We start from the raw sequence: 26,127 nt of genomic DNA, 5'->3' as shown, positions 1-26,127 counted from the left end.
TCGAAGCGGCATCGCAGGCACGGCGCGGCGCTCCCGCCCCCACACGGCCCTTCACAACACGACGTCAGGTTCCTTCCACCCACGGGTGAGCCCGGTCAGCTCGAGCTTCCGGGCTCACCCGGCCCTTTCACCGAATCGACTCCCACACCCGAGGAGGAGACCGCCATGACCAGCACCGCGACCTTCGCCCCGGCAGGCAGCGACTTCGACCGCGCCCAGCACATCGACGACAGCGACCGCGGCGCCGGCCTGGACACCGCCGCGCTGCAGCCGCCGCACGAACGGGTGCGCGCCGCCATCGACGCCGCCACGCTCGCCGACCGATTCGACCAAGCCTGGATCACCCCACTGGATCTCGATGACGACTATGACTACGCCCGCGACTGACACCACCCCCACCGACACCACCCGCTGCGACCCACACACCAGCGGCGGGAAGGGATCGCGGTGCTGGCGGCACGGCCAGGTCGCCTGGTTCAACACCGCAAAGGGCCTCGGGTTCCTGACTCCCGATACCGGTCCCGCGGTGTTCGTCGACTACCAGGCGATCGACGTCCCCCCCGGCTTCAAAACCTTGCACGCCGGGCAGCCGGTGGTGTTCACCGCCGCCGACACCCCCCGCGGGCCCGAAGCCACCCGCGTCGTGTCCTACACCCGCACCCATACCACCGCACACCCACCCCGTCGCACCGCCCCCACCAGGCACGACAACGCCGATCGCGCTGCCGACACCACATGTCATGACACGGTCCCCAGCCCACAACCCCGTCCGGACACGACCGGCACGCCAGCACGAGGAATCATCATGACCTCCCGATCGCATCCGCATACCCGCACCGACCATCGCCGCGACATCGGCCACACGCCCACCACCGCCGCAACCGATTCCGGTGACGTACCGGTGGTGCACTGGCCCGAACCCAGCCCCCTGCGATCCTGGTGGAACGCCATCATGGCTCCCGCCCAGCCGCCGGGTGCGACACTGAGGCCATGACCGAGGACGACCGCGGCACCGCTGAGGTGGTGGCCTCGGTGGAGAAGGTGGTCGCCGCCGGTAACGCACTGCAAGCGGGCTGGTTCCGGTTCCACTTCGCCGACCAACGCTGGGAGTGGTCCGACGAGGTGGCCCACATGCACGGCTACACGCCCGGCGAAGTGACCCCGACCACCGAGCTGTTGCTGTCGCACAAACACCCCGATGACCGCGACAGGGTGGAAGCAGCCTTGGTCTCCTCGGTGCACGACCACGCGCCCTTCTCCAGCCGCCACCGCATCATCGACACCCACGGCATCGAGCACCATGTCGTGGTGGTGTCGGACTCGGTCACCGACGACGCCGGCACCGTGGTCGGCACCGAGGGCTACTACATCGACCTGACCGACCGCGACCCCGCACAGACCCACGCAATCCTCGACGACCTGCTACCGCAGATACTCCAACATCGGGTAGTGATCGAGCAGGCCAAAGGAGCGCTGATGCTCGTCTACGGCATCAGCGCCGAGCAAGCATTCCGAGTACTGGTGTGGCGCTCACAGGAAACCAACATCCGCCTGCGAGATCTCGCGGCCCGGCTGATCACCGAAATCGCCGCCATCCAGATCACACCGGCGACACGCTCGCAATTCGATCACCTGCTGCTAACCCTGCACCAGCACGCCCCTCCTACGCAGGTCGACCAAGGGCCTCACACCTCGAAAACTCACACAGGGACTGAACAGCGCTGATTACGCAAGGCTCCGGAGTTGGTGAGCCGTCGGCAAACGCTGACCCCACCCTTCCTGGCCGTGTAGCGCACATCCGACCACGCTGTGCGCATGGGCAGATAGACCGCACACCAGGCGCGCCTCACGACCTGGGCTATATGGCTCGGCGCGCCTACCTCATCGGTGTTCGGAAAACGATCGATCAACGCACGGGTTTCGGAGCGTTGATCGGCCGAATGCGACTGCCAAGAACAACAATTGATGGTTGTGGGTGGATTCGAAAATATAACTTCTCTCCGAATCCGGTCCTGGCTAATGTCTTCGGAGCGAGTTCGATTCGCTCGCGATCAACACCTGACCCGATGGAGATGAGCATGGGTTCCCTGGGCAATTTTGGGCTGGATGCCATTGTCGCGGAGCTGAAGAAACTGCTGAGTACCGGCTCGTCCGGCACCCACAAGACAAGCTGACCACGGCCGTCGGGGGTGCCCGGCTCAACCCTGCCTCGAGCCGGGCACCGTCCGATGAGCCGCAGAAATTTTGGTCGCGGCAACCGCGAGACCTCCATTTTGAGTAGCGGCTGAACGCTCTTGCGCTTCATGAGGTTAAGGAATTTCTCGAAGCAAGCGCCAGGATTCGCGGTCGGCTGCGGTTCCGAATAGCGCTAGGGGAATAGCTCCCCATCTCGCGTCGCGAGTCCCGACGCTCCGATCATGCTTATCCACACGCAATCCGAAAGACCCTCCTGCGTAGTTTTCATGCTCGCCGTGCCGCGGTGATCGGCGCCGCAGCGTTGCTGGTGGGCGTGCCCGCCGTGTCCCTTGTTCACGCGGAGCCCGACGCACCGGCATCGCCCGCGCTGCCCGCCGCGTTGGTGGCCGCGATCCAGCGTGATCTCGGGCTCACTCCGGCCCAGTACCTCGATCGTGCGGAGGCCGGTCAGCAGTTGGCGGCGTTCGCCGATTCGATGCGCGCGAAGTTCCCCGAGTCCTTCGCTGGTGCGTGGCTCGATCAGTCGGGTGTGCCGATGATCGGTGTGGCGGCGGGGCCGGATCAGGCCACCGCGCGTACGGCGGTCGAGGTCGCCGGGTACCGGGTGCAGGACCAGCCGCGTAGCGAGCGCACGTTGCTCGATCAACTCGGTCAGTTGACCGGTTGGATCCAGAATCTGCCCGCGGCGTTGTCGGGCCGCGTGGGCGGTGCGGCGATCGATCCGGTCCGCAACGACGTCGCGTTGAACGTCCGGGATGTCGCCGACGGTTCGAGTCTGCAGCTGCCCGACTTCCTGCAGTTCGTGCGCACGGTGCTGGGGCCGGCCCTCGGCTCGGCCGAACCGCCGACCACGACACCGCCGACCACCACGAAACCGACCACGCCGGCCGGACAGAGCACCATCACCCTCAACCCCATCACCGGCGCCACCGTCGGCAAGCTCACGATCCTCACCGCGAAGGTCAACCCCGCAGCAAGGGGCGACCTCACCTTCGAGGAATCTGTCAACGGCGGCAAGTTCGAACCGTTCGTCTCAGCCGTATCGGTCAGCGCCGACGGCACCGCCACCGCGGAGTGGACCCCCGAGACCGCAGGCAAGGCGACCATCAAGGTCAGCTTCACCGGCCTCGACGACGACGTCGCCGGACCCACCACCACCCAGCAGATCACCGTCGCCAACGGCACCACCACGCCCACGCAGCCTGCCGCCGACGCGATGCGCGTTGACATCGCCTGCGGCGACGGCTTGTAGTAACGGCGTAGGTTCTCGGCTTTGCGGTGCCGGGACTTGGCCATCAGCTCCAGCAGGCTCGCGCCAGCCTCGCCGAGATGGGTGAGCACGGAATGCCGGAGCTCGTGCAGATCCCACCCGGTCCCCGGCCCGTCGACGGCGGTCGCGGCGTCGAGCAGGTCACGGGCCTGGTCGTAGGACAGCCGGGCCAGCGCTAGTCCAGGCGCGTGGCGGTCACGGCCCACACGGGCAGGTGCACCCGATTGTTTTTCAGCAACGGCCCAATGACCTGGAGTTGTTCGAGCATCGGCTTCATCCGATCGGCCCATCCGGAGTCCTCGCTCATCTCCTTGGTCATATAGGTGAACGTCTCCGGGCTGAAGTTGCCCTGGTAGGTGGTGGTTCCCAGGTGGTCGAGGCGCCACCCGGCCGCGGGAAGCACGCGGTCGAAATTCTCGGCCGGCAAACCTTCGAGCTGCAAGCCGTTGACGTTGTGGCGGCCGAATTCGAACATGAACAGTCGCGCCCCCGGCCTGGTGGCCCGGTGCAGGGCCTGCAGGTACCGGGTCTGGATTTCTTCGTCGTCGAGGAACACGTGGTAGAACGCGCTGTCGACGACGGTGTCGAACCGGTCCTCCAAGCCCTCGAGTTTGGTGGCGTCGGCCACCTCGAAGTCCACCGTCACCCCGGCGCGCTCGGCGTTGTGCTTGGCCCGCTCGATCGCCGACGGCGACGCATCGATACCGGTGGTCGAGTAGCCCTTGGATGCGTAGTAGATCGCGTGATGTCCCGGGCCGGTTCCGGGGTCGAGCACCTCGCCCCGCACGGCGCCGTAGGCCACCAACTGCTGCACGACCGGTTGTGGGCCGCCGATGTCCCAGGGGATCAACGCGGGAGCACCCGGTTCCGATGACGCGTCCCGGTACAGCGCTTCGAAGTCCGGCTGATCGTCGTGGTTCGGTTCCCTGCTCATGACTCCTCCTTCTATTGCGGACGGGCAACACCTGAAGGGTCGTGCTGGCGATGAGACCAATGGTTCCGATGGTGGCGGATAAGTTCTCGGATGCTCAGTTTATTTGGTGGACCACCAAGGCTTGCTCGGTGCTGTTGTTCGTTCCGCTCGGGTGCCGAACGTGCTGATCTGACGAAATGAAATCTTTTGACGTATTTGGCTTTTGGCGGAACTTCCGGATCGAGCCGAAGTCGCCGATCACGGCCCGGCTGTGCGCCGATCGCCGCCGGTGAACTGACCTGCGGTTACCCGAACTTCGTTGGTTTCTGCGCCATTACTACCTGAACCCCAAGCTGTGCCGGTGGCAGTCCGAAACTGGACGAGATGCTGGCCTACCCCAATTCCAACCAGGCGGTCGCTCGGGTCAAGTGCCACCGGAGCGTGCCGGACGAACGAGCGGATGTCTCTGAAGGGATCAGGACGCGGGTGTTGTGAATCGGTCGATTTACAACACGGGGGTCCCCCGCCGTGATGTGGTCGCTACGCCCCAGACCACCCGACCCGGGCACGTGTCGACAAAGCGTGTCGAAAAGTATTGGTGTCCACCAAATCCTGTTGCCGCCTTCTCGTGAGGTCCGGGGGTCACTGCGGTACACGATCTTGATAGCCCCGCCCAGCTCGCCCGCGACGGCTTGCATGTGCGACGGCGACCCGCTGATCGTCAGGAAGCCTGCCGGCTCGGCCCAGCGTCCTCGGGGGCCTGGCCGTGCTTCGGCGCCGCTTCATGATGTCGATTCTCGCGGTCATTGACAGCATGCTGTCAAACATGACAGCATGCTGTCATGATGAAAACAGTTCACATGGCCGTCTACGACACCTTCTCGGACTGGGAGGTCGGCCACGCGACCGCACACATCAACCGGGCGCTCTGGCACCGTGACCCGGGAACATGGCAGGTCAAGACCGTCGCCATCGGTGCCGAACCGATCACTTCCATGGGCGGCATGCGCATCCTGCCCGACCTGGTCCTCGAGGATCTGAAGCCGGGCGACAGCGCGATGCTGATCCTGCCGGGTCTGGAGACCGAGCTGGATCCCGAGACGCCCGCCGCTTTCGCGCGCAAGGCCCGCGAGTTCGTGACGGCCGGGGTGCCGGTGGCGGCGATCTGCGGCGGAACCTTCGCGCTGGCGCAGGAGGGGTTGCTCGATGACCGGCCGCACACCAGCAATGCCGCCGAATACCTCGCCTACTCCGGCTATGCGGGCGGCGAGCACTTCGTCCAGGCGCCGGCCGTCACCGGGGGCGATGTGATCACCGCGTCCGGCACCAGCCCGGTCGAGTTCGCGCGTGAGATCCTCGCTCGCCTCGACATTTTCGAGCCGCACGTCCTGGAGGCCTGGTACAAGCTGTACGGAAACAACGATCCCGCGGGCTTCTACACGCTCTACGAGTACGAGCAGCAGCAGGCGGCGGCGCGGTGACGCGTACCGGGCAGGAACTGTTCGCGACGGCGGCGGTCACGTCGTTCAAGCTGAACGGCCAATTCCTCGGTATCGCCGAGGAATTGGCGCGGCCGTCCGGGATCACGGTGGCGTGGTGGCAGGTGCTCGGCGCGATCCTGCGCCGGCCGCTGCCGGTGGCGGGCATCGCCCGGGAGATGGGCATCACCCGGCAGAGCGTGCAGCGCATCGCGGATGTGCTGGAGGGCAAGGGATTCGTCGAGTACAAGCCGAATCCGGCGCATCGGCGCGCCAAGCTGGTGGCCATCACCGAGTCCGGTCACGACGCGGTCCGCGCGATCGACCCCCAGCACGCGGCGATGGCGAAACGCCTTGTCGCGCACCTGGGCAAGGCCGAGCTGGAGCGGGTGGTGGACGCGCTGACGACCCTGTCGGCCGCCCTCGACGCGCTCGAGGACGACGCGACGGGCGCCGCCTGACTACAGCGCGAACGGGTCCTTGGTCTTGCCGACCAGCGAGGCGACCGACGGCAGGATGGCGGTCGGGCGGTACGGGAACTGCTCGACCAGGGCGGGCGTGGAGATGCCGGTGGTGACCAGGATGGTCCGCATGCCCGCCTCCAGGCCGGAGATGACGTCGGTGTCCATGCGGTCGCCGATCATGACGGTGGACTGCGAGTGCGCGCCCAGCCGGCGCAGCGCCGAGCGCATCATCAGCGGGTTGGGTTTGCCCACGTAGTACGGCTTCTTGCCGGTGGCCTGGGTGATCAGGGCCGCGACCGAGCCGGTGGCCGGGAGGATGCCCTCGCGCGAGGGCCCGGTGGCGTCGGGATTGGTGGCGATGAAGCGCGCACCCGCCGCGATCAGGCGGATGGCGGTGGTGATGGCCTCGAACGAGTAGGTGCGGGTTTCGCCGAGCACCACGTAGTCGGGGTTGGAATCGGTGAGGACGTAACCGATTTCGTGCAGCGCGGTGGTGAGCCCGGATTCGCCGACCACGTAGGCGGTGCCGTCGGGCCGCTGGTCCTTCAGGAAGGTGGCGGTGGCCAGGGCGGAGGTCCAGATGGATTCGACGGGGATGTCGAGGCCGGTGTGCTGGAGCCGGGCCTGCAGGTCGCGCGCGGTGTAGATGCTGTTGTTGGTGAGCACCAGGAACGGGATCTGGTTATCGCGCAGTTCGGCGAGGAACTCGTCGGCTCCAGGCACCAGGTGGTTCTCGTGGACCAGGACGCCGTCCATATCGGTCAGGTAAGAGAGGATCGGTTCTTGGCTCGCGTTGGTCACGCGCATATTCTCCGCTATCCGCGGATCGAAAGCTCATATATTCCTGCGGTGTGACCGCTGCCGCACCGTCGTCCGGTGCTGACTAGGGTGCGAAGGAGGCCGTTCGCGCCGACCGGTGCGAGCGCAGCATGGCGACAGGAGTGCCCAGGTGAAGGACCTCAAGCTCGGTTACAAGGCGTCCGCCGAACAGTTCGGCCCGCGGGAGCTGGTGGAGCTCGCGGTGGCGGCGGAGGAGCACGGCCTCGACAGCGCGACGGTCTCCGACCATTTCCAGCCGTGGCGGCACAATGGCGGGCACGCCCCGTTCTCGCTGGCCTTCCTGGCCGCGGTGGGGGAGCGCACCAACCGGATTCAGCTCGGCACCTCGGTGCTGACCCCGACCTTCCGCTACAACCCGGCGGTGATCGCGCAGGCGTTCGCCACCCTGGGCTGCCTGTACCCGGATCGCATCATGCTGGGTGTCGGCTCGGGTGAGGCGCTCAACGAGATCGCGACCGGTTTCCAGGGCGAGTGGCCGGAGTTCAAGGAGCGGTTCGCCCGTCTGCGCGAGTCGGTGGAGCTGATGCGCGCGCTCTGGACCGGCGACCGCGTGGACTTCGACGGCGAGTACTACAAGACCGTCGGCGCCTCCATCTACGACGTGCCCAAGGGTGGCATCCCGGTGTACATCGCGGCGGGCGGCCCGCTGGTGGCCCGGTACGCGGGTCGCGCGGGCGACGGTTTCATCTGCACCTCGGGCAAGGGCATGGACCTCTACACCGAGAAGCTGATGCCCGCTGTCGCGGAGGGCGCGGCCAAGGCGGGCCGTGCGGCCGACGACATAGACCGCATGATCGAGATCAAGATCTCCTACGACACCGATCCCGCTCTGGCACTGGAGAACACGCGCTTCTGGGCCCCGCTGTCCCTGACCGCGGAGCAGAAGCACTCCATCACCGACCCGATGGAGATGGAGGCCGCCGCCGACGCCCTGCCGATCGAGCAGATCGCCAAGCGCTGGATCGTGGCCAGCGACCCGGACCAGGCCGTCGAGCAGATCAAGCCCTACCTCGACGCCGGCCTGAACCACCTGGTCTTCCACGCCCCGGGCCACGACCAGCGCCGCTTCCTCGACCTCTTCGAACGCGACCTGGCCCCGCGCCTCCGCGCTCTGGGTGTTTGATCGCCCCTCCGCTTCGCACTGGGCATCACGACGGTCTCCATCGGGGACGGGCATCCGAAGTGATCCCCGTCCCTGCGGAAAACAGCCCATAACGGTCGGTAGGCTTTCGGCCATGGCTGCCACACCGGTCTCCAGTGTGTACATCGCGTCCCCCGAGGGCGACACCGGAAAGTCCACGGTCGCGCTCGGGGTCCTCCAGGCCCTGGCCGCCACCACCCCGCGGGTGGGCGTGTTCCGGCCGATCACCCGGTCCGCGACGGGACGGGACTACATTCTCGAGCTGCTGCTCGAATACTCCACCTCCGACGTCGACTACGACCAGGCCATCGGCGTCACCTACGAGCAGGTGCACGAAGACCCCGACGCCGCGATCAGCGAGATCGTCATGCGGTATCACGCGGTCGCCAAGCAGTGCGACGCCGTGCTCGTCCTCGGCTCGGACTACACCGATGTGGCCAGTCCGAGCGAACTGCGTTTCAATGCCCGGATCGCGGTGAATCTCGGCGCGCCCGTTCTACTGGTGGTCCGCGGAATCGGCCGCACCCCGGACGAATTGGGCCAGTTGGTGGAGCTGTGCCGCAATGAGCTGGTGGCCGAGCACGCCAAGCTGGCGGCCGTGATCGCCAACCGCTGCCTGCCCGAGCAGCTGGAGGCCGACGCCGAGGCCCTGGCCAAGGTGTGCGCGGTGCCGTCCTGGACGCTGCCGGAGGTGCCGCTGCTGCAGGCGCCCACCATGGAGGAGCTGCGCGAGGCCATCGGTGGCGAGATCTACAGTGGCGACCCGGAACTCATGCACCGCGAGGCGCTGCACGTGATGGTGGGCGGCATGACGGCCGAGCACATTCTGGAACGCCTCACCGACGGTGTCGCCGTCATCGCCCCCGGTGACCGCTCCGACGTGCTGCTGGCCCTGGTGAATGCCCATGAGGCGGAAGGTTTTCCGTCGCTGGCCGGCATCATCATGAACGGCGGTATCCGCCCCCAGCCCCCCATCGCCCGGCTGATGGCGGGTCTCAAGCCCCGGCTGCCGATTCTGGCGACCGAGCTCGGCACCTACGAGACCGCCAAGGCCACCGCGCTGACCCGGGGCCGGGTGTCGCTGTCGAGCATGCGCAAGGTGGACACCGCCCTGGCCGTCATGGAGGAGCGGGTCGATCCGCGGGAGCTGTTGCGGCAGATCGAGGTTCCCATTCCGAACATCGTCACCCCGCAGATGTTCGAGTACCAGCTCATCGAGCGCGCCCGCAACGACCGCAAGCGCATCGTGCTGCCGGAGGGCGACGACGACCGCATCCTGCGCGCGGCCGGCCGGGTGCTGCAGCGCAAGATCGCCGATCTCACGATTCTGGGCGACGAGGCCGCGGTGCGTGGCCGCGCCGCCGAACTGGGCGTGAACATCGACGCCGCCGAGGTGCTCGATCCCCAGACCTGTCCGCTGCGTGACGAATTCGCCGAGGAGTACGCCCGCCTGCGCGCCCACAAGGGCATGACGGTGGACCGGGCTCGCGAATACATAGGCGACATCTCGTATTTCGGCACCATGATGGTGCACATGGGGGTCGCGGACGGCATGGTGTCGGGCGCGGCGCACACCACCGCGCACACCATCCGCCCGTCGTTCGAGATCATCAAGACCGAGCCGGGCGTCTCCACGGTGTCGAGCGTGTTCCTCATGTGCCTGGCGGACCGGGTGCTGGTGTACGGCGACTGCGCGGTGGTGCCGGACCCGACCTCGGATCAGCTGGCCGATATCGCCATCTCGTCGGCGCGGACCGCCGCCCAGTTCGGCATCGACCCGCGCGTGGCCATGCTCTCCTATTCGACGGGCGAGTCGGGCACCGGCGCGGATGTCGACAAGGTGCGGGACGCCACCAAGTTCGTGCACGATCGCGCGCCGGAGCTGTTGGTGGAGGGCCCGATCCAGTACGACGCGGCGATCGAGCCCACGGTGGCCAAGACCAAGCTGCCGAATTCCGCGGTGGCCGGGCAGGCGACGGTCTTCATCTTCCCGGACCTCAATACCGGCAACAACACCTACAAGGCCGTGCAGCGCAGTGCGGGCGCGGTGGCGATCGGCCCGGTGTTGCAGGGTTTGAACAAGCCGGTCAATGATCTGTCGCGGGGCGCGCTGGTCGCCGACATCGTGAACACGGTCGCGATCACCGCGATTCAGGCGCAGCAGGAGGCGTAAATGAAGGTCCTGGTGATCAATTCGGGTTCCTCGTCGATCAAGTACCAGCTGCTGGAGCCCGCCACGGCCGACGTGTGCGCGCACGGCATGGTGCAGCGCATCGGCGAGGCGGTCGAACCGGACGTGGTGACCGTCGAACACCACACGGGCGAGAAGACTTTCGAATACCAGGGCTCGATCGCCGATCACGCGCAGGGCTTGCAGGTGGTGTTCGACCTGTTCATCGCGAGCGGCCAGGATCTGGCGCACGCCGATCTGGGCGCGGTCGGGCACCGGGTGGTGCACGGCGGCGAGGTGTTCTACGAGCCGACGCTCATCACCGACGACGTCGTGCAGGCCATCACCGACCTGTCCTCCCTGGCGCCCCTGCACAATCCGCCGAACGTGATCGGTATCGAGTCCGCGCGGGCGCTGCTGCCGCGGGTGCCGCAGGTCGCGGTGTTCGACACCGCCTTCTTCCACAATCTGCCCGCCGCCGCCAAGACCTACGCCATCGACGCGGAAACCGCCGCGGCGCACGGGGTCCGCAAGTACGGGTTCCACGGCACCTCGCACGACTACGTGTCCGGGCAGGCGGCGGAGTTCCTCGGCAAGGATCGCGCCGAGCTGAACCAGATCGTGCTGCACCTGGGCAACGGCGCGTCCGCCTCCGCCATTCGCGCGGGGCAGGCGGTGGACACCACCATGGGCCTGACGCCGTTGGAGGGCCTGGTCATGGGTACCCGATCCGGGGATCTGGATCCGGGCATCATCTTCCACCTGATCCGCACCGCGGGCATGGATGTCGACGATGTGGACGCCCTGCTGAACCGGTACTCGGGGATCAAGGGCCTGTCCGGCGTCAATGACTTCCGCGAGCTCGGCCGTCTCATCGAAACCGGCCATCCCACCGCGAAACTCGCGTTCGATGTCTACATCCACCGGTTGCGGCGCTACATCGGCGCGTATCTGATCGAGCTGGGCCGGGTGGACGCGATCACGTTCACCGCGGGGGTCGGCGAGAACGACGCGCGGGTGCGCGCGGAGGCGCTGGCCGGTCTGGAGCGCTACGGCATCCGGATCGACGCCGACCGGAACACCGCCGAAGACCGGACCGCACGTCGCATTTCGGCCGACGACTCGGAGATCTCGGTGCTGGTGGTGCCGACCAACGAGGAGCTCGCCATCGCCCGCGCGGCCGCGCGATTGGTCGGCTGAGGCTGCTTCACGAAATCATCATGATGCGGTCGGCACAGTGGTGCCCGGACTGGTTCCCGCCGGTCCACCGGAACCCGTGTCGCACCACGCACAACCGCGGTGGTGGCCGAAAATCCCTCGCCGGTCACACATGGTCTCAGGCTGCCCTCGAGACCGCCGCGGGCGACACGGGGCTCCTCCGGATTCCCTGAGACCGGCTGTCAGAACCAGGATTTGGCGCGCACCGCGTTGGCCAGGTCCACCAGCGCGTACCGATGATTCCGTTCGGGCGCGGACCGGGCCAGCCCACGCAGCCCCGTCTCGATGCCGCGCCGCAGATCCCGTTCGGTGAACGGCGACCCGAACAGCGTGGAGCGGGCCGACTTCGGCTTGTTTCCCGCCTGCACCCAGCCCAGCGCGATGCCCATCGACAGGATCCGCAGTTGCGCCGCGCGCCCCTCGCCCGGCGGCAGGTCCTGCACGCGCGCCGCCGCCACCTGGAGGGTCGATTCGTCCAGTTCCGCGGCCGGAGCGCAGGTCAGCAGCATGAGGATGGCCGTCATCCGGGCTTCCGCGTAATGCCGGGAGGCGGGCGGCACCTGGTCGAGCGCGTGCACCGCGGCGGCGATGTTCCCGGCCGCCGCGAGCTGCCGGGCCAGGCCGAACGCGGCGCTCACCACGCCCCGGTCGGTGCGCCACACGGTGGCGTAGTAGTTCTCGGCGTAGGAGCGCCATTCCTCGGGGTCCGGCGAATCCCAGTGCTGGAGAATGAGTTCCGCGGTGGCGGCGAGCGCCAGCTTGGGCGCGATCTCACCGGGCAGCGCCTCCAGCACCGCGTCGAAGCGGGCGAAGGCGCGCTCGTACTCCAGTTCCAGCAGTTCGGTGAGCCCGAGATACCAGTCGATGCGCCAGTCCCACGCGGGCGGCTCGGGTTCGTCGGTGAGGCGGGCCAGCAGCATGCGCGCGGCCGCGGGCTCGTTCAGGTCCAGGTGCGCGCGGGCCTCGGCGAGGGTGACCTCCAGTTCGAGGGTCTCGGGCGCGCCACCGGGTTCGGCGGCCCCGCGCTGGCGGGCGTGCCGCAGTTCCTCGAGCGAGTGCCGGGGTTCGGGGTGGGCCGCGCCGGCCAGCAGCGGCGCGGACGGGTCGCCCGGATCGATGATGGGCACCGGCAGCGCGGCCACCACGTCACCGGGTTGCAGCAGGGTGCCGCGGCCGATGCCGTCGATGATGCCGTCGGTCTGCGCGATGATTTCGCCGGTGCCGAAGCTGGTGCGCGGCGGGCTGAACAGGGTCGACAGCTGCGGGTGCTCGTTGCCGGTCTCGGCGGCCAGGATCTCGCGCAGTACGCCGGTGAGCTGGGTGGCCAGGACCCGCGCGGACGGGAAGCGGCGGTCCGGATCGGGATCGGTGGCGCGCAGCAGCAGCCGGCAGAGGAACGGATGCTGGGCCAGTATCGGCTCGTCCTTGGGATCCGGGATGCCGTCGACGTAGGCGCCGCGCTCCATCGGCAGGTGCAGGGTGAGCACGGCGAGCGCGCGTCCGACGGTGTAGATGTCGGAGGCCACGGTGGGCCCGGTGTGCGCGATCTCGGGGGCCTGGAATCCCCTGGTGCCGTACAGGTTTCCGTACGCCTCGAACTGGGTGACCGCGCCCAGGTCGATGAGCTCCACCCGGTCGGTGGTGATCATGATGTTGTCGGGCTTGAGGTCGTTGTAGGCCAGCCCCACCGAATGCAGATAGTCCAGGGCCGGAAGGATTTCCAGCAGGTAGGCGATGGCCACCGAGACCGGCATGCGGGCGGGCGCGTAGTGGTCGAGCAGGTGGCGCAGCGAATGCCCGCCCACGTACTCCATCACGATGTAGCCGATCGGCGTCCCGTCCGGGCCCGGATGCTCCACGAAGTTGTGGATCTTCACGATGCTCGGGTGCACCACTTCCGCGAGGAACTGCCGTTCGGCCAGCGCGACCGCCTGCGCTTCGGCGTCACCGGCGTGCAACAGGCCCTTGAGCACCACCCAGCGGTCGCTGACATTGCGGTCGATGGCGAGGTAGATCCAGCCCAGGCCGCCGTGCGCGATACAGCCCTGGATCTCGTACTGGCCCGCCACCCGGTCGCCGGGGTAGAGGGAGGGCCGGAAATCGTAGGGGGCGCCGCAGGTTTGGCAGTCACCCGCCGTGGTGGACGGCAGCGTCGGGGTGGCCCGGCCGACCGGTTTGCCGCAGCGCCAGCAGAATCGGCGGCCCTCGGCGACCACGGGATCGTCGAGCACCGCCTGCTCCGGATCCACCGGCTCCACGGTGGGGATCGGCACCAGGCCCGCGCCGAGCCGCCGCACCACCGGGCGCGGGCGAGCCATGCGCGCGGTGCGCTGGGACGGCCGGGTGGGGGTGCGCGGTTCGCCCTCGGAGACCGGAACCGCCTCCGCCGGTGCGACTTCCGGTTCGTCCTCGATGCGGGGTGCGCGCTGGGTCATCTCGGTGCGCGGGGTGGCCTGGGTCGCGGCGGGTTCGTCCGGCTCGACGGCGTGGCGTGCGCGTTCGCCGCGCGGGGGCGCCTGCCGAGTGGTGATCTCGGTGCGGGCGGGCCAGTGCGGTCCGACGTTGGTGGCGTGGGTCGGGACGCCCTCGGCGTTGGTGGTTTGGGTCGGGACGCCTTCGGCGTCGCCGCGGTCGGGGTGCTGCGGATCGGACGGAGTGCTCATCGTCAGTCCTGATACCTCGGGGGCGGCGGGATGGCGGCGTCGCCGAGTTCGGCGATGAGCCAGCGGCGGTAGAGCCGGTTCCAGGTGCCGTCGGCGCGAATGCGTTCCAGCGTGCCGTTGACGAAGCGCACCAGATCGTCGGAGCCCTGCGAGATTCCGATGCCGTACTGCTCGGTGCTCAGGTTGGGCCCGACCACCTCGATGGCCGGATCCTGCTGGGCCAGCCCGGCCAGCACGGTGTCGTCGGTGCTGACCGCGTCGACCTGCCGCTGCTGCAGCACCACCAGACAGTCGGCCCAGCTGGGAACGGTGAGGATGGAGACGGCGGGCTGGGTGCGCCGCACCAGGTCGAGGGAGGTGGTGCCGCTGACCACGCACAGCCGCTTCCCGGCCAGATCGGTGAGTCCGTTGATCCCGGAATTGCGCACCGTCAGCACGCGCTGATGCGCCTGCAGATAGGAGGTGGAGAACGTGACCCGTTGCCGCCGTGCGCAATTGATGGTCATCGTCTTGACCACGACATCGACGGTGTGTTCCTGCAGCGCCTTCTCGCGGTCGGCGGAGCCGAGGATCCGGTATTCGATGGCACCCGGATCGCCGAGCAGGTCGCGGGCCAGTTCCCGGGCGATCTCCACGTCGAAGCCCGCCAGCGCCCCGGTGGTCGGGTCGCGGAAGCTGAACAGGTTGCTGCCCGGATCCAAACCGACCAACAGCCGGCCCCGGGCCCGGATGGCGTCGAGCGTCGGCCCGCTGCGCACGCCGGTGGGGCGCAGGCTGGCGGTGGGGTCGCCGCAGTCGGTCACCTCGGGCGGCGGTGTGGCCTGCGGCTGGGCCGCGACCGCGCCGGAGGGCAGCGGCGGTTCGACGTAGCTGGGGACGCGGGTCGAGGGCGCGGGCGGGGGCGGACTGTTGTCCCCGCAGGCGGCGGTGCAGGCCACGGTCGCGGCCAGGGCCGCCAAGGCCAGGGAACGGACCGGTCGGCTGGTCATCGGTACTCCCGCAGTCGCGGCCAGAGCCCGACGGCGATCAGCACGGCGGCGGCGGTGCTGAGCACCAGCGCGCCGGGGCCGAGCAGATCCAGGGTGCGGGCGGCGTGGGATGTGTCGGCGCGCAACCGGTTCCGGGTATCGGCGATGCCGTCGCCGAGCGCACGGTCCAGGGCGTCGGTCTGGGCGGTGGCCTCGGCCGCGCCCGGCCCGGTGGCCACCGCGGCCGCGCCGATGAAATCGCCCTTCGAGAGGGCGTCGTTCATTCGCTGGTGGGCGGCCCGCCAGCGGTCCAGGGCGGCCGCCGCGGTCTTCACGTCACCACTGCCCGGCGCGTCGGATCGATAGCCGGACAGGATGTTCCGCAGCTTCTCGATGGCCTGGTCGTAGGTGCGGTCGTAGTCGGCGCTGGTGTCGCGGCGCACCAGTTTCAGGGTTTCCGCGGTGCGGGCCTGCTGGGCGAGGATGCGGCTCTCGGTGAGGGCGGCCGTCGGCACGCTGCCCTTGTCGCGGGCGTGGGTGGTGTCGACCGCGGAGATGAAGCCCGCGATCACCGTCCAGGACAGCAGCACCACCATGGTCGCGGTGGCCAGCAGCAGTCCGAAGTTCAGCACCCGGTGCCAGCGCCGGAACAGGAACAGCTGGGCCGCGATCAGCGCCGCCACCGCCAGCAGCGGCAGCAGGATGGCGGGCCACGGCGGTCGCACATGATTGCGCTGGGTTTCGGTGATGGCGGCGGCCCGATGCTCCTGCAGTTCCTGCGCCATCGGCAGCACGGACTTCTGCATGAGGTTGGAGGCTTCGCTCAGGTAGGCCGCGCCGACCGGCTGCCCACTGCGATTGTTGGCCCGCGCGGTCTCGACGATGCCGGTGTAGACCGGCAGACCGGTCGCGATGCCGGTGCGCAATTGCGCGTCGGTGTCGGCGTCGCCGCCGGTGGACTGCACCACCAGTTCCGCGGCGGCCTGGCCGACGGCCTGGTTGTAGCGGTCGCGGACCGGCTTCGGTTCCAGCCCACCGGAAATGAAGGCGGTGCCCGCGGAGGCGTCGACCACCGACAGCGAGGTGTAGAGCCGCTGCGCCGAGTAGGCGTCGGGTTCGGACTGGTCGAGCAGGACGTCGAGCGCGTGTTGCCGATCGGTCACCGCGGTGGCGGTGACGATGCCCGCGGACGCGCACAGCGCGAGCAGCACCAGCCCGACCGCGATCAGCTTGGCGGGCGACGATTCGGCGAAGGCGCGCAGTTCAGTGGTAGCGAACCGTTCGCGCCACGCTGCCGCGGCGGCGCGCGGGGAAAGCTCGTCCAGCCTCAACTCCTGGGCTCGAGCCATCCTCACCTCCCACTGACCGAAATCGAACGACCGACTTGTTCCTGCCGGATGAGCTTATTGTGGACGTACCGCCGCCGTGACGCGGGAATCCCCGCGGGAGTTCTCGGCGCGGTCGGACGATGGGATTGCGAAGATGCGTGGTGACGGCGACGGGTGGGCGGAGAGCGCGGACGGCACCCGCCAATGGGGTCGTTTCGGGGCTGCTGGATTGTTGCTGCGTGCCCCGCTGGCCGATGGCGGTTCGGCGGTACTGCTGCATCACCGCGCCGCCTGGACCCATCAGGGCGGCACCTGGGCGCTGCCCGGCGGCGCCCGCGACTCGCACGAGACCAGCGTCCACGCCGCGGTCCGCGAGGCCGAGGAGGAGGCGGGCATCGCGTCCGGCTCGATCCGGGTGCGCGGTTCCCGGGTGACCGCCACCGCACCCAGCGGCTGGACCTACACCACGGTCATCGCCGACGCCGCCGACCGGCTGCGCACCCGCGGCAATCTGGAGAGCCAGGATCTGGTGTGGGTGCCCGAGGACGAGGTCGTGGACCGGCCCCTGCACCCCGGATTCGCCGCCGCCTGGCCGACCCTGCGCGCCACCCCGACCCGGGTCAGCCTGGCCGGGATCACCGACCACGGCGCGGTGGCGGCCGCGTTGCCGCGCACCCTGGATCTGGCCGAATTGGGTTTCCTGTGGCTGCACTCCACCGGCGACGAGACCGGCCGCACCGCCCGGATCGGGACCGCCGCACCCGGCCTGGAACCGACCGATTTGGCCGGAAATGTGTTGTTCCTCACTCTGGATCAGGTGTTGTCTTGAGGGCGTGAGCGCGCGCGAGGTCCCCACGTACTGCCGTATCTGTGAGCCGCTCTGCGGCCTGATCGCCACCGTCGAGGACGGCAGGCTGGTGCGATTGCGCGCCGACAAGGATCATCCGCTGTCCCGCGGCAACGCCTGCCCCAAGGGCATCGCGTTCACCGAGATCCAGAACGACCCGGACCGGGTGCTGCATCCGCTGCGGCGCACGGCCGCCGGCGAGTTCGAGCGGGTGTCCTGGGATACCGCGCTCGACGAGATCGGCGAGCGGCTGCGCGCGCTGATCGGCGAGCACGGAATCGACAGTCTCGGATGGTATTTCGGCAATCCGTCTACGTTCTCCTACTCGCACACCCTGTGGATGGTGGGTTTCCAGCTGGCCGCCGGGCTGAAGCACGTGTATTCGGCGGGCTCGCAGGACATCAACAACCGTTTCGTGGCCAGCGAACTGCTCTACGGATCCGCGACCTCGGTGCCGGTCCCCGATCTGGACCGCACCGACTTCCTGCTCATGCTGGGCGCGAATCCCCTTGTCTCGCACGGCAGCGCGATGAGTGTGCCGCGGGTCCGCGACAAGCTGACCGGGATCACCAAGCGTGGCGGCCGGGTGGTGGTGGTCGATCCGCGGAGGACCGAGACGGCGAAACTCTTCGAGCACGTCGGCATCCGGCCCGACGGGGATGCCTGGCTGCTGGCCGCGCTGCTCCAGGTGATCTTCGAGGAGGGCCTCCAGGACGAGCAGGCCCTGCGCCGTCAGGCGCGCGGCGTCCGCGAATTGCGCTCCGCCGTCTGCCGTTTCACGCCCGAGGCGACCGCCGGGATCACCGGCCTGGACCCCGATCTGGTTCGCGCCCTGGCCCGTGATCTGGCTCGCGCCGACTCCGCCGCCGTCTACGGCCGCACCGGCACCTGCCTGGGCCGCCACGCCACCCTGGTGGCCTTCCTCGTCGACGCGCTCGCCCTGGTCACCGGCAATCTCGACCGGCCGGGCGGCAGTGTCTTCGGCAAGGAGCTGGTGGCGGTCTCCGAGCTGAGCGCCCGCCTGGGTTTCGCGGGCTACGGCCGCAACCACTCCCGGGTCGGCGGATTCCCCGACGTCCTGGGCACGTTCCCCGCCGCCATCATGGCCAAGGAGATCACCACGCCGGGCCCGGGCCGCCTGCGCGCTCTGTTCACGTCCGCGGGCAACCCGGTCTCCTCGGTCCCGAACGGCCGCGAACTGGCCTCGGCCCTCCCGGAACTGGACCTGTTCGTCTCCATCGACCTCTACATCAACGACACCAACCGCATCGCCGACTACATCCTCCCCGCGACCACCTTCCTCGAACGTGACGACATCCCGCTCCCGTTCACCGCGCTCTCCCCGACCCCGTACGCCCAGTACACCGAGCGCGTCGTCGAACCCTACGGCGAGGCCCGCGAGGAATGGCGGATCATCGACGCCATCGCCACCCGAATCGGCGTGCAGCCCTTCGCCGTAGGCCCCGCCCGCCCGCTCGGCCGCGCGCTGAGTTCCCTGCGCCGCCGCGTCCCCCGGTTGGCGTCGGCCCGCCCGACCCCGCCGCTCCTCGCCGATCTCGCCCTGCGTTCCGGTCCCTACGGCGACCGTTTCGGCCTCCGGCGAGAGGGTCTCAGCCTGCGCATGCTGCGCCGCCACCCCCACGGCGTGGTCCTGGCCGACACCATCGCCACGGGCGTCTTGCGAAACATCGTGCGCCACAAAGGTGGCCGCGTCCGCCTCGACCCCGACGAGATCATCATCGAACTCCGCACCCTCACCGCCCGCCCCGCCGACCCCACCTACCCCCTGCGCGTGATCGGCCTCCGCGAACTCAAGTCCCACAACTCCTGGATGCACAATGTCGAACCCCTCATGCGAGGCGACCGCGAACACGCCGCCCGCATCAACCCCAAAGACGCCGCCGTAGCGGGCATCTCCGACGGCGACCGCTGCCGCGTCACCTCCGCCCACGGCTCCATCGAGGTGACGGCCCGCCTCACGGACGACCTGACCGAAGGCACCGTGGCCATCCCCCACGGCTGGGGTCATGAGGGCGGCTGGCATCGCGCTAACGCGGCCGGTGGCGCGAACGTCAACGACCTGATGTCCACCGATCTCGCCGACGTCGAACGCCTGGCGGGTATGTCCAATCTGAACGGCGTCCCGATTCGCCTGGACCCGGTGGGGTGAGGGCCGGCTACCGAACCCGCGGTGTCAGCTCGGCGGGTTGTACCGATTGCCCGCACTCGCAGGTCAATTGGGCGGTGACGATGCCGTCGCACCCGGCGTGGCGGAATTCCAACGGCCCGTCCTCGTCGCTCAGATGTCTGTCGCCCCACTGCATCAGGGCGATCAGGGCGGGAAGTAGTTCGCGGCCCATGGCGGTGAGCACGTATTCGTCGCGTGTGCGAGCGCCGGGTTCCCGGTAGGAACTCTTGGCCAGCAGCCCCGTGTCGACCAGCGTCTTCAGTCGCGTGCTCAACGCGTTTCGCGGTATGTCGAGGTCTGCCCGCATATCGTCGAATCGCGTAATGCCGTAGTGCGCTTCCCGCAAGACGAGCAGTGTCCATCGGTCGCCGAGTACCGCGGCGGTGTGTGCCAGCCCGCACTCGTCGAGCGGAATCCGCAGCCCCGGCCTGTCCGACATGCCTCCACCGTAGCAGGGTTTGACTTTGAGACTCAGCCCCGGCAAGCTGCATCTTAATTTGAGACTCAGGTGGAACTGGAGGATTCACATGCCGATGGTCACGATCAAGACGGTGCGGGGGCAGACGCCCGAGGCCCTCGCCCGCACCATGCGGGAAGTGAGCCGGGTAGTCGCCGAGAACCTCGGCTACGACCCCGCTCACGTCTGGGTGATGCTCGACGAAATGCCCGACGACCATTTCATGGTGGCCGGAAAGACGTGGGCGCAACTGAAATCCGCCCGGATCGAAGGCCCCGCGAGCTGAGGAGTCTTGAACCGGTGAGTGTTATGCCGATTCGCCCGAAGAGTCGGCCTCGGGCTCGAGGATCTTTGCGGCGGAATCCACGATGAGTGCCAGATCCAGCCACCGCGTCAATCGGGCGAGATCCGAACCGCCGACCCTGGTGTCCTGACTGCCGCCGCCTCTCCCCGGCGGCCGAATGTCGCGGCGCGTCAGCCGGCGCTGCCGCTGCCGATCTGTTTCGGTTCGCCGCTGCCGGTGGAGAGGAAGGTGGCGGAGAGCTGGGTGTCGCCCTGTTTGACGGTGACGCTGTGGACGCCGCTCGCGAAGAGGGGGACGCCGGCCCAGTAGTGCTTGCCGTCGATGGTGACGGGGGTGGCGGGGCTGCCCGGCATGAGTTTGCCGTTGTCGTAGAAGTACACGGGGGTGGTGCTGTCGACGTCCGCGGCGAGGTTGGATTGGACGTCGCTGATCTGCTGGATCCAGATGCGGGTGACCGCCGCCTGCGCGGGCGCGGCCGTGATGACACTGCCGACCGCGGTGGCGGTCAGCAGTAGCGCGCCGAATCCATTGCGTACCACAGAACTTGCGAGCATTGGCGACCTCCGAAGGATGCGGCGATCGGACTGATCACCATCGCAGCCGAACTTAGGTGATATCCGGATCGTTGAAATGCCGCCAGTTCCAATGGCACGACGGATCGTGCTACCGGTCGTTCTCCAGGATTCGCTGCTTGATCGCGCGGGCAGCGGCTCGAGGGTCGTCGGCGGCGGTGATGGCGCGCACCACGACGATTCGGGTCGCGCCCGCGGCGAGGACCTCCGGGAGGGTGTTCTCGTCGATGCCGCCGATGGCGAACCAGGGGCGGGTGGGGTGGGAGTCGGTGGTGGAGCGGACGAAGTCGAGGCCGGCGGGGGTGCGGCCGGGTTTGGTGGGGGTGGCGTAGACGGGGCCGGTGCAGAAGTAGTCGATGTGTTCGTCGATGGCGGCCAGACCGGCTTGGGCGCGGTTGTGGGTGGAGCGGCCGAGGACCACGTCGGGGCCCAGGATCTGGCGGGCGTACCAGGGCGGGAGGTCGCCCTGGCCGAGGTGGAGGACGTCGACTCCGGCGGCGAGGGCGATGTCGGCGCGGTCGTTGCAGGCGACCAGGGCGCCGTGGCGGCGGGCCACCGCCTTCAGTTCTGCGAGGGCGGCGAGTTCGGCCTTCGCCTCGAGCGGGCCGAACTGCTTCTCACCGGCGGAACCCTTGTCGCGGAGCTGGATGATGTCGACGCCGCCGGCGAGGGCCGCTTCGGCGAAGTCCGCCAGGTCGCCCCGGTCGCGGCGGGCGTCGGTGCACAGGTAGAGCCGCGCGGTGGCGAGGCGTTCCCGTGGGGTGGCGGGCCGGTTCGGGTGGGAGGGTTGCACAGGGGTGACGGTAGTCGCGCTACGGTTGTCGGGTCGAAACGACCCGAGGGAAAACGCCCGGTGTGGCGGCTCGCGACATTTCCTCGCGGCCGATGTTTCGTAGCGGATATATGCGGGTCCCCCGGCAACACGGGGACGAGTTAGGTGGATTCACATGCGGACTCTGGCCGTCGTCGGCGGCGGTGTGATCGGACTGTCGGTGGCCTGGCGGGCCGCCGGAGCGGGCTGGACCGTCACCCTCTTCGACCCGGCCTCGGGTACCGGATCCTCCTGGGTCGCGGGCGGGATGCTCGCGCCGCTGTCGGAGGGCTGGCCGGGGGAGGACGCGGCCCTCGCGTTCGGCGCTGCCTCGCTGGTCCGCTGGCCCGGGTTCGCGGGTGATCTGAAGGCCGTCACGGGAACCGATGTCTTCGTCGCCGCCGCCACCCTCACCGTCGCCCTGGACGCCGCCGATGCCGCTGACCTGCGCACCATCGCCGACTGGGTGAATGCCCGCGGCCACGAGCTGAGCCTGCTGGATCGCGCGGGCGTCCGGGCGGCCGAACCGAGCCTGGGCCGCGGCGTGCGGGCCGGACTGCTGGCCGCCGCCGAACCCGCCGTCGACAACCGGGCCCTGGTGAACGCGCTGAAATTCGCCTGCCTCGAGGCCGGGGTCGAGTTCCGCCGGGAGCGGATCGAGGATGTGGCGGCGCTGCCGCACGATCGCGTCGTGCTGTCCGCGGGCGCCGCCTCCGCCCAGCTGTGGCCGGGCCTTCCGGTGCGTCCGGTGAAGGGTGAGATCCTGCGCCTGCGCCGCCGCCCGAGCGCCCCCACCCCGCCCACCCGGGTGATCCGGGCCCGCGTGCACGGCCGCCCTATATATCTTGTGCCGAGGGCTGACGGGATCGTGCTGGGTGCAACACAATACGAAGTCGGGTTCGACAACGCCGTCACCGTCGCCGGGGTCCGGGACCTGATCACCGATGCCGAGGCCGTCCTGCCGGGCCTGGGCGAATACGAGTTCGCCGAGGCCGTCGCGGGTTCGCGTCCCGGCTCGCCGGACAATCTGCCGTTGATCGGATACCTCGACGACAAGGTGATCGTGGCCGCGGGCCACGGCCGCAACGGCATCCTGGACACCCCGGTCACGGCGGACGCCGTGCTGGCCCTGCTCGCCGACACCGAGCTGCCCGAGGCGCGAGCCGCGGATCCGCACCGTTTCATCTCAGGAGGAGTTCGATGACCGCAATTCCGGTCGGCGTCACCGTCAATGGTGAGGACCACGTGTTCCCGGAGGAGCTCACCGTCCGCGAGCTGCTGGAGCGCCTGAAACTGCCGTGTCAGGGCGTGGCGCTGGCGATCGACGGCGCGGTCTTCCCGAAGTCCCGCTGGGACGAGCCGGTGGGCCGCGGCTGGGAGATCGAGGTGCTGACGGCGGTGCAGGGTGGCTAGCGCGATCGAGCCGCTGGTCATCGCGGGCCGCGAGTTCGGTTCGCGCCTGATCATGGGCACCGGCGGCGCGGAGAACCTGGCCGTGCTGGAGGAAGCGCTGCTGGCGTCGGGCACCGAACTGACCACGGTCGCCATGCGCCGCGTGGACGCCGCGGGCGGCACCGGCGTGCTCGACCTGCTGAAGCGCCTGGAGATCGCCCCGCTGCCGAACACCGCGGGCTGCCGCACCGCCGCCGAGGCCGTGCTCACCGCGCAGCTGGGCCGCGAGGCCCTCGAAACCGATTGGGTGAAGCTGGAAGTCATCGCCGACGAGCGCACCCTGCTCCCGGATGCCATCGAATTGGTGTCCGCCGCAGAGCAATTGGTGGACGACGGCTTCACGGTGCTGCCCTACACCACCGACGACCCGGTGCTGGCCAAGCGCCTCGAGGACGTCGGTTGCGCCGCGGTCATGCCGCTGGGTTCGCCGATCGGCACCGGCCTGGGCATCGGCAATCCGCACAATATCGAGATGATCGTGGCCGCCGCGGGCGTCCCGGTGATCCTGGACGCGGGCATCGGCACCGCCAGCGATGCCGCCCTGGCCATGGAACTGGGCTGTTCGGCGGTCCTTTTGGCGACCGCGGTCACCCGCGCCCGTCAGCCCGCGGTGATGGCGTCGGCCATGGCCCGTGCGGTGGAGGGCGGTTGGCTGGCTCGCCAGGCGGGGCGCATCCCGAAACGCTTCTGGGCGCAGGCTTCCTCGCCGGGTTTCTGATTCCCCGGGCCGCGGCCTGAACCCCGGGCCGGGTCCGGGCCGTAATCATCCCCGAGGATGAGCGACGCGCGACCTTTTGGCGATAGTGCGCGCTCACTACATGGGGAAGACTGGGCAGTATGATCGAACTGAGAGGCCTGACCAAACATTACGGCCAGACCGTCGCGGTGTCGGATCTGTCGTTCACGGTCCGTCCGGGGCAGGTGACCGGCTTTCTCGGCCCGAACGGGGCGGGTAAGTCGACCACCATGCGCATGATCCTGGGGTTGGACACCCCGACCTCCGGGACCGCGCTCATCGACGGCAAGCCGTACCACGACCTGAAACGCCCCCTCGACACCGTGGGCGCGCTGCTGGACGCGAAGTGGGTGCACCCCAATCGTTCCGCGCGCTCGCATCTGCGCTGGATGGCCGCGTCCAATGACATTCCGCAGTCCCGGGTCGAGGAGGTGCTGCGCCTGGTCGGCCTCAACGAGGTGGCCGGGAAGAACGCGGGCGGCTTCTCGCTGGGCATGTCGCAGCGGCTGGGTCTGGCGGGCGCGCTGCTCGGCGACCCGCAGGTGCTGCTGTTCGACGAGCCGGTGAACGGCCTGGACCCGGAGGGCATCCTCTGGATCCGCCGTTTCATGCAGCGGCTGGCGTCGGAGGGCCGCACCGTGCTGGTGTCGAGTCATCTGCTCTCCGAGATGGCGCAGACCGCCGAGCATCTCATCGTGATCGGCCGCGGGCGGTTGATCTCCGACACCTCCACCAAGGATTTCATCGAGAAGGCGTCGGAACAGTCTGTGCGCGTGCGCAGTCCGCAGCTGGATCAGCTGCGCAGCCTGCTCACCTCGAACGGCATGACGGTGCGCGAGGACGGGGCGGAGGCGGACGGCCCGGCGCTGATGGTGGCGGGCGTGACCAGCGACGCGGTCGGAAAGCTGGCCGGGGCCAATGACATCACGCTCTACGAGCTGTCCCCGCAGCGCGCGTCGCTGGAGGAGGCGTTCATGCGCATGACCGGTGGCGCGGTGCAGTACCACGGCGAAGGCTTCGATCAGGTGATGGGAGGTGGCCTCTGATGGGAGTGCTCACCGCGGAACGAATCAAACTGACCTCGACCAAGTCGCCGGTGTGGTGCACGGTGCTGCTGGCGGCGTTCGCGCTGGGGATCGCGGCGCTGTTCAGCCTGGCGTTGAACGCGTCGTGGCGGGTGTTCCAGGACCAGCTGGCCGAGGGCAAGATGAATCCCTCGGACGCGCCGTACGCGGAGAACTCGATCGCGGGCCTCGGTATCACGGGTCTGGCGCAGGGTATGCCGGGCTTCGGCTACCTGATGGTGATGATCCTGGCGGCGCTGGCGGTCACCAGTGAGTACCGCTTCGGCACCATCAAGACGACCTTCCTGGCGACCCCGAGCCGGACCACCGTGCTGCTCACCAAAGCGGGCCTCATTGGTGTTGCTATGGGTTTGCTGAGTGTGGTGCTGACCTTCCTCGGCTTCTTCATCTTCAAGGCCATGGTGACCCACGACGCGGGCGCCCACCTCAGCCTCACCAGTGGCGACCTGCGGGTCTTCTACGCCGTCCCGATCTTCATCCTGCTCATCGTCTTCCTGGCGGTCGGCGTCGGCACCCTGATCCGGCAGTCGGCGGGCGCGCTCTCGCTACTGATCGTGTGGCCGGTGATCCTGGAGCCGATGGTCGGCGCGTTCGGCAAGGTCGGCCGGGAAATCCAGGTGCTGCTGCCCTTCCAGAACGCGGGCCTGTTCCTCGGAACCGTGGACGAGAAATCCGAGTATTGGCATTGGGGTCCTTGGGGTGGTCTCATCTACTTTGCGGCCTTCGTCGCAGTCGTGTTCGGAGCCGCGCTCTTCGTGGTGAACAAACGCGATGCCTGACTCGTGTTACGAGTGATATAGACCCTGCCCGGGGAGCCGCCGGCCACTGCCCGGCACGGCGGCGCGCATCGGCCCGATACGGTTTCCGTATCGGGCCGATGTCATTCGGCGGGGTGGTTCATACCGGGCCGAAAGTGTGGTCCAGCTAACGTTTGATTCGAGCCGTGGTGGTGTGGCGCGTTGCACTGGACGGTCGGTAGCATCGGTTCAGCAACCAAAACACTCAAACCTTCGGCGGGTCCAACGA

26 protein-coding genes are annotated in these 26,127 nt (G+C 68.7%); 18 read left to right on the top strand and 8 right to left on the bottom strand.

The genetic code is table 11. The annotated features are described in order from the left end of the window. Nucleotides 1–165: 165 nt before the first annotated feature. From ACQPYY_RS32345 to ACQPYY_RS32325, 5 genes are all read left to right on the top strand, one after another. Nucleotides 166–387 (top strand): hypothetical protein, encoded by a 222-nt coding sequence (locus ACQPYY_RS32345; protein ID WP_433592090.1) that lies wholly within the window; start codon nt 166–168, stop codon nt 385–387. Further along, on the top strand, nt 359–994 hold the full coding sequence (locus ACQPYY_RS32340; RefSeq protein ID WP_433592089.1) for a cold-shock protein: 636 nt from the start codon (nt 359–361) through the stop codon (nt 992–994). The genes ACQPYY_RS32345 and ACQPYY_RS32340 overlap by 29 nt, the downstream gene beginning before the upstream one ends. Continuing rightward, nucleotides 991–1,725, top strand: coding sequence for a PAS and ANTAR domain-containing protein (locus ACQPYY_RS32335; protein WP_433592088.1), 735 nt, complete (start codon nt 991–993; stop codon nt 1,723–1,725). Before ACQPYY_RS32340 ends, ACQPYY_RS32335 begins: the two co-directional genes overlap by 4 nt. 754 nt (nt 1,726–2,479) lie before the next feature. Further along, nucleotides 2,480–3,448, top strand: a complete 969-nt coding sequence (locus ACQPYY_RS32330) for an Ig-like domain-containing protein (RefSeq protein ID WP_433592087.1) — start codon at nt 2,480–2,482, stop codon at nt 3,446–3,448. A gap of 26 nt (nt 3,449–3,474) precedes the next feature. Next, complete coding sequence (locus tag ACQPYY_RS32325) at nt 3,475–3,645, top strand: hypothetical protein (protein ID WP_433592086.1); 171 nt, start codon at nt 3,475–3,477, stop codon at nt 3,643–3,645. On the opposite strand, the gene ACQPYY_RS32320 is transcribed toward ACQPYY_RS32325, so the two are convergent. Further along, entirely contained in the window at nt 3,642–4,400 is a 759-nt protein-coding gene (locus ACQPYY_RS32320) for a class I SAM-dependent methyltransferase (protein ID WP_433592085.1), read from the bottom strand. The two genes, ACQPYY_RS32325 and ACQPYY_RS32320, sit on opposite strands and share 4 nt — an antisense overlap. An 821-nt stretch (nt 4,401–5,221) precedes the next feature. Between ACQPYY_RS32320 and ACQPYY_RS32315 the strand changes: the two genes are divergently transcribed. Beyond that, nucleotides 5,222–5,860 (top strand): type 1 glutamine amidotransferase family protein, encoded by a 639-nt coding sequence (locus ACQPYY_RS32315; RefSeq protein WP_433592084.1) that lies wholly within the window; start codon nt 5,222–5,224, stop codon nt 5,858–5,860. Further along, nucleotides 5,857–6,318 (top strand): MarR family winged helix-turn-helix transcriptional regulator, encoded by a 462-nt coding sequence (locus ACQPYY_RS32310; protein WP_433592083.1) that lies wholly within the window; start codon nt 5,857–5,859, stop codon nt 6,316–6,318. The genes ACQPYY_RS32315 and ACQPYY_RS32310 overlap by 4 nt, the downstream gene beginning before the upstream one ends. Here ACQPYY_RS32310 and ACQPYY_RS32305 read toward each other — a convergent pair whose 3' ends face one another. Then, the gene (locus tag ACQPYY_RS32305) at nt 6,319–7,077 is read right to left on the bottom strand and encodes an HAD-IIA family hydrolase (protein WP_357094669.1); all 759 of its coding nucleotides are present in this window, start codon (nt 7,075–7,077) and stop codon (nt 6,319–6,321) included. It lies immediately after the preceding gene. Nucleotides 7,078–7,270: 193 nt separating this feature from the next. Here ACQPYY_RS32305 and fgd point away from each other — a divergent pair, with 193 nt between their 5' ends. From fgd to ACQPYY_RS32290, 3 genes are all read left to right on the top strand, one after another. Next, on the top strand, nt 7,271–8,284 hold the full coding sequence (gene fgd / locus ACQPYY_RS32300; protein ID WP_433592082.1) for a glucose-6-phosphate dehydrogenase (coenzyme-F420): 1,014 nt from the start codon (nt 7,271–7,273) through the stop codon (nt 8,282–8,284). Between the two features lie 112 nt (nt 8,285–8,396). Continuing rightward, complete coding sequence (gene pta, locus ACQPYY_RS32295; protein ID WP_433592081.1) at nt 8,397–10,475, top strand: phosphate acetyltransferase; 2,079 nt, start codon at nt 8,397–8,399, stop codon at nt 10,473–10,475. Continuing rightward, a complete protein-coding gene (locus tag ACQPYY_RS32290; RefSeq protein ID WP_433592080.1) occupies nt 10,476–11,672 on the top strand; it encodes an acetate kinase in 1,197 nt (398 codons plus the stop codon). It begins immediately after the preceding gene. A 200-nt stretch (nt 11,673–11,872) separates the two neighbouring features. Here ACQPYY_RS32290 and ACQPYY_RS32285 read toward each other — a convergent pair whose 3' ends face one another. From ACQPYY_RS32285 to ACQPYY_RS32275, 3 genes are read right to left on the bottom strand one after another with little or no spacing between them, the layout of a single operon-like run. Continuing rightward, entirely contained in the window at nt 11,873–14,353 is a 2,481-nt protein-coding gene (locus ACQPYY_RS32285; RefSeq protein ID WP_433592079.1) for a tetratricopeptide repeat protein, read from the bottom strand. 2 nt (nt 14,354–14,355) lie between these two features. Next, nucleotides 14,356–15,342, bottom strand: a complete 987-nt coding sequence (locus ACQPYY_RS32280) for a transporter substrate-binding domain-containing protein (protein ID WP_433592078.1) — start codon at nt 15,340–15,342, stop codon at nt 14,356–14,358. Continuing rightward, nucleotides 15,339–16,670 (bottom strand): hypothetical protein, encoded by a 1,332-nt coding sequence (locus ACQPYY_RS32275; RefSeq protein ID WP_379102378.1) that lies wholly within the window; start codon nt 16,668–16,670, stop codon nt 15,339–15,341. The genes ACQPYY_RS32280 and ACQPYY_RS32275 overlap by 4 nt, the downstream gene beginning before the upstream one ends. A 133-nt stretch (nt 16,671–16,803) precedes the next feature. Between ACQPYY_RS32275 and ACQPYY_RS32270 the strand changes: the two genes are divergently transcribed. Together ACQPYY_RS32270 and ACQPYY_RS32265 are read left to right on the top strand one after the other, a co-directional pair. Further along, complete coding sequence (locus tag ACQPYY_RS32270) at nt 16,804–17,478, top strand: NUDIX domain-containing protein (protein ID WP_433592077.1); 675 nt, start codon at nt 16,804–16,806, stop codon at nt 17,476–17,478. 4 nt (nt 17,479–17,482) lie between these two features. Then, nucleotides 17,483–19,666 carry a molybdopterin-containing oxidoreductase family protein gene (locus tag ACQPYY_RS32265; protein WP_433592076.1) on the top strand — a complete coding sequence of 728 codons (2,184 nt, stop codon included), beginning with the start codon at nt 17,483–17,485 and terminating at the stop codon, nt 19,664–19,666. Nucleotides 19,667–19,673: 7 nt separating this feature from the next. On the opposite strand, the gene ACQPYY_RS32260 is transcribed toward ACQPYY_RS32265, so the two are convergent. Then, entirely contained in the window at nt 19,674–20,123 is a 450-nt protein-coding gene (locus ACQPYY_RS32260; protein ID WP_433592075.1) for a winged helix-turn-helix transcriptional regulator, read from the bottom strand. 88 nt (nt 20,124–20,211) lie between these two features. Between ACQPYY_RS32260 and ACQPYY_RS32255 the strand changes: the two genes are divergently transcribed. After that, nucleotides 20,212–20,427 (top strand): tautomerase family protein, encoded by a 216-nt coding sequence (locus ACQPYY_RS32255; protein ID WP_433592074.1) that lies wholly within the window; start codon nt 20,212–20,214, stop codon nt 20,425–20,427. 188 nt (nt 20,428–20,615) lie between these two features. Here ACQPYY_RS32255 and ACQPYY_RS32250 read toward each other — a convergent pair whose 3' ends face one another. Together ACQPYY_RS32250 and thiE are read right to left on the bottom strand one after the other, a co-directional pair. Continuing rightward, the gene (locus ACQPYY_RS32250) at nt 20,616–20,999 is read right to left on the bottom strand and encodes a hypothetical protein (protein WP_433592073.1); all 384 of its coding nucleotides are present in this window, start codon (nt 20,997–20,999) and stop codon (nt 20,616–20,618) included. A 109-nt stretch (nt 21,000–21,108) separates the two neighbouring features. Next, nucleotides 21,109–21,810: a thiamine phosphate synthase gene (thiE, locus tag ACQPYY_RS32245; protein ID WP_433592072.1), complete on the bottom strand. Its 702-nt coding sequence runs from the start codon at nt 21,808–21,810 to the stop codon at nt 21,109–21,111. Between the two features lie 154 nt (nt 21,811–21,964). Here thiE and thiO point away from each other — a divergent pair, with 154 nt between their 5' ends. The 5 genes from thiO (at nt 21,965) to ACQPYY_RS32220 (ending at nt 25,880) form a co-directional block, all read left to right on the top strand. After that, nucleotides 21,965–23,032 (top strand): glycine oxidase ThiO, encoded by a 1,068-nt coding sequence (thiO, locus tag ACQPYY_RS32240; protein WP_433592071.1) that lies wholly within the window; start codon nt 21,965–21,967, stop codon nt 23,030–23,032. Then, nucleotides 23,029–23,241, top strand: a complete 213-nt coding sequence (gene thiS / locus ACQPYY_RS32235; RefSeq protein ID WP_433592070.1) for a sulfur carrier protein ThiS — start codon at nt 23,029–23,031, stop codon at nt 23,239–23,241. Before thiO ends, thiS begins: the two co-directional genes overlap by 4 nt. Beyond that, on the top strand, nt 23,234–23,998 hold the full coding sequence (locus tag ACQPYY_RS32230; RefSeq protein WP_379102361.1) for a thiazole synthase: 765 nt from the start codon (nt 23,234–23,236) through the stop codon (nt 23,996–23,998). Before thiS ends, ACQPYY_RS32230 begins: the two co-directional genes overlap by 8 nt. Before the next feature lie 119 nt (nt 23,999–24,117). Then, entirely contained in the window at nt 24,118–25,062 is a 945-nt protein-coding gene (locus tag ACQPYY_RS32225; RefSeq protein WP_379102359.1) for an ABC transporter ATP-binding protein, read from the top strand. After that, entirely contained in the window at nt 25,062–25,880 is an 819-nt protein-coding gene (locus tag ACQPYY_RS32220) for an ABC transporter permease (RefSeq protein ID WP_433592069.1), read from the top strand. The genes ACQPYY_RS32225 and ACQPYY_RS32220 overlap by 1 nt, the downstream gene beginning before the upstream one ends. The last annotated feature ends 247 nt before the right edge of the window (nt 25,881–26,127 follow it).

This window comes from Nocardia sp. CA-145437 (assembly GCF_050956485.1).
Classification (GTDB): Bacteria; Actinomycetota; Actinomycetes; order Mycobacteriales; family Mycobacteriaceae; genus Nocardia.
The sequence above is the reverse complement of the archived record's forward strand: the minus strand, read 5'-3'. Positions and strand labels throughout refer to the sequence as shown.

Excerpts from the sequence above, each read along its gene's own strand:
- ACQPYY_RS32270 (WP_433592077.1), top strand. The coding sequence starts at position 16,804 with ATGCGTGGTGACGGCGACGGGTGGGCGGAGAGCGCGGACGGCACCCGC.
- ACQPYY_RS32285 (WP_433592079.1), bottom strand. The coding sequence starts at position 14,353 with ATGAGCACTCCGTCCGATCCGCAGCACCCCGACCGCGGCGACGCCGAA.
- ACQPYY_RS32305 (WP_357094669.1), bottom strand. The coding sequence starts at position 7,077 with ATGGACGGCGTCCTGGTCCACGAGAACCACCTGGTGCCTGGAGCCGAC.
- ACQPYY_RS32345 (WP_433592090.1), top strand. The coding sequence starts at position 166 with ATGACCAGCACCGCGACCTTCGCCCCGGCAGGCAGCGACTTCGACCGC.
- thiS (WP_433592070.1), top strand. The coding sequence starts at position 23,029 with ATGACCGCAATTCCGGTCGGCGTCACCGTCAATGGTGAGGACCACGTG.
- ACQPYY_RS32225 (WP_379102359.1), top strand. The coding sequence starts at position 24,118 with ATGATCGAACTGAGAGGCCTGACCAAACATTACGGCCAGACCGTCGCG.
- thiO (WP_433592071.1), top strand. The coding sequence starts at position 21,965 with ATGCGGACTCTGGCCGTCGTCGGCGGCGGTGTGATCGGACTGTCGGTG.
- ACQPYY_RS32335 (WP_433592088.1), top strand. The coding sequence starts at position 991 with ATGACCGAGGACGACCGCGGCACCGCTGAGGTGGTGGCCTCGGTGGAG.
- ACQPYY_RS32320 (WP_433592085.1), bottom strand. The coding sequence starts at position 4,400 with ATGAGCAGGGAACCGAACCACGACGATCAGCCGGACTTCGAAGCGCTG.
- ACQPYY_RS32220 (WP_433592069.1), top strand. The coding sequence starts at position 25,062 with ATGGGAGTGCTCACCGCGGAACGAATCAAACTGACCTCGACCAAGTCG.
- ACQPYY_RS32315 (WP_433592084.1), top strand. The coding sequence starts at position 5,222 with ATGATGAAAACAGTTCACATGGCCGTCTACGACACCTTCTCGGACTGG.
- pta (WP_433592081.1), top strand. The coding sequence starts at position 8,397 with ATGGCTGCCACACCGGTCTCCAGTGTGTACATCGCGTCCCCCGAGGGC.
- ACQPYY_RS32290 (WP_433592080.1), top strand. The coding sequence starts at position 10,476 with ATGAAGGTCCTGGTGATCAATTCGGGTTCCTCGTCGATCAAGTACCAG.
- ACQPYY_RS32340 (WP_433592089.1), top strand. The coding sequence starts at position 359 with ATGACGACTATGACTACGCCCGCGACTGACACCACCCCCACCGACACC.
- ACQPYY_RS32275 (WP_379102378.1), bottom strand. The coding sequence starts at position 16,670 with ATGGCTCGAGCCCAGGAGTTGAGGCTGGACGAGCTTTCCCCGCGCGCC.
- ACQPYY_RS32250 (WP_433592073.1), bottom strand. The coding sequence starts at position 20,999 with ATGCTCGCAAGTTCTGTGGTACGCAATGGATTCGGCGCGCTACTGCTG.
- ACQPYY_RS32255 (WP_433592074.1), top strand. The coding sequence starts at position 20,212 with ATGCCGATGGTCACGATCAAGACGGTGCGGGGGCAGACGCCCGAGGCC.
- ACQPYY_RS32280 (WP_433592078.1), bottom strand. The coding sequence starts at position 15,342 with ATGACCAGCCGACCGGTCCGTTCCCTGGCCTTGGCGGCCCTGGCCGCG.
- ACQPYY_RS32260 (WP_433592075.1), bottom strand. The coding sequence starts at position 20,123 with ATGTCGGACAGGCCGGGGCTGCGGATTCCGCTCGACGAGTGCGGGCTG.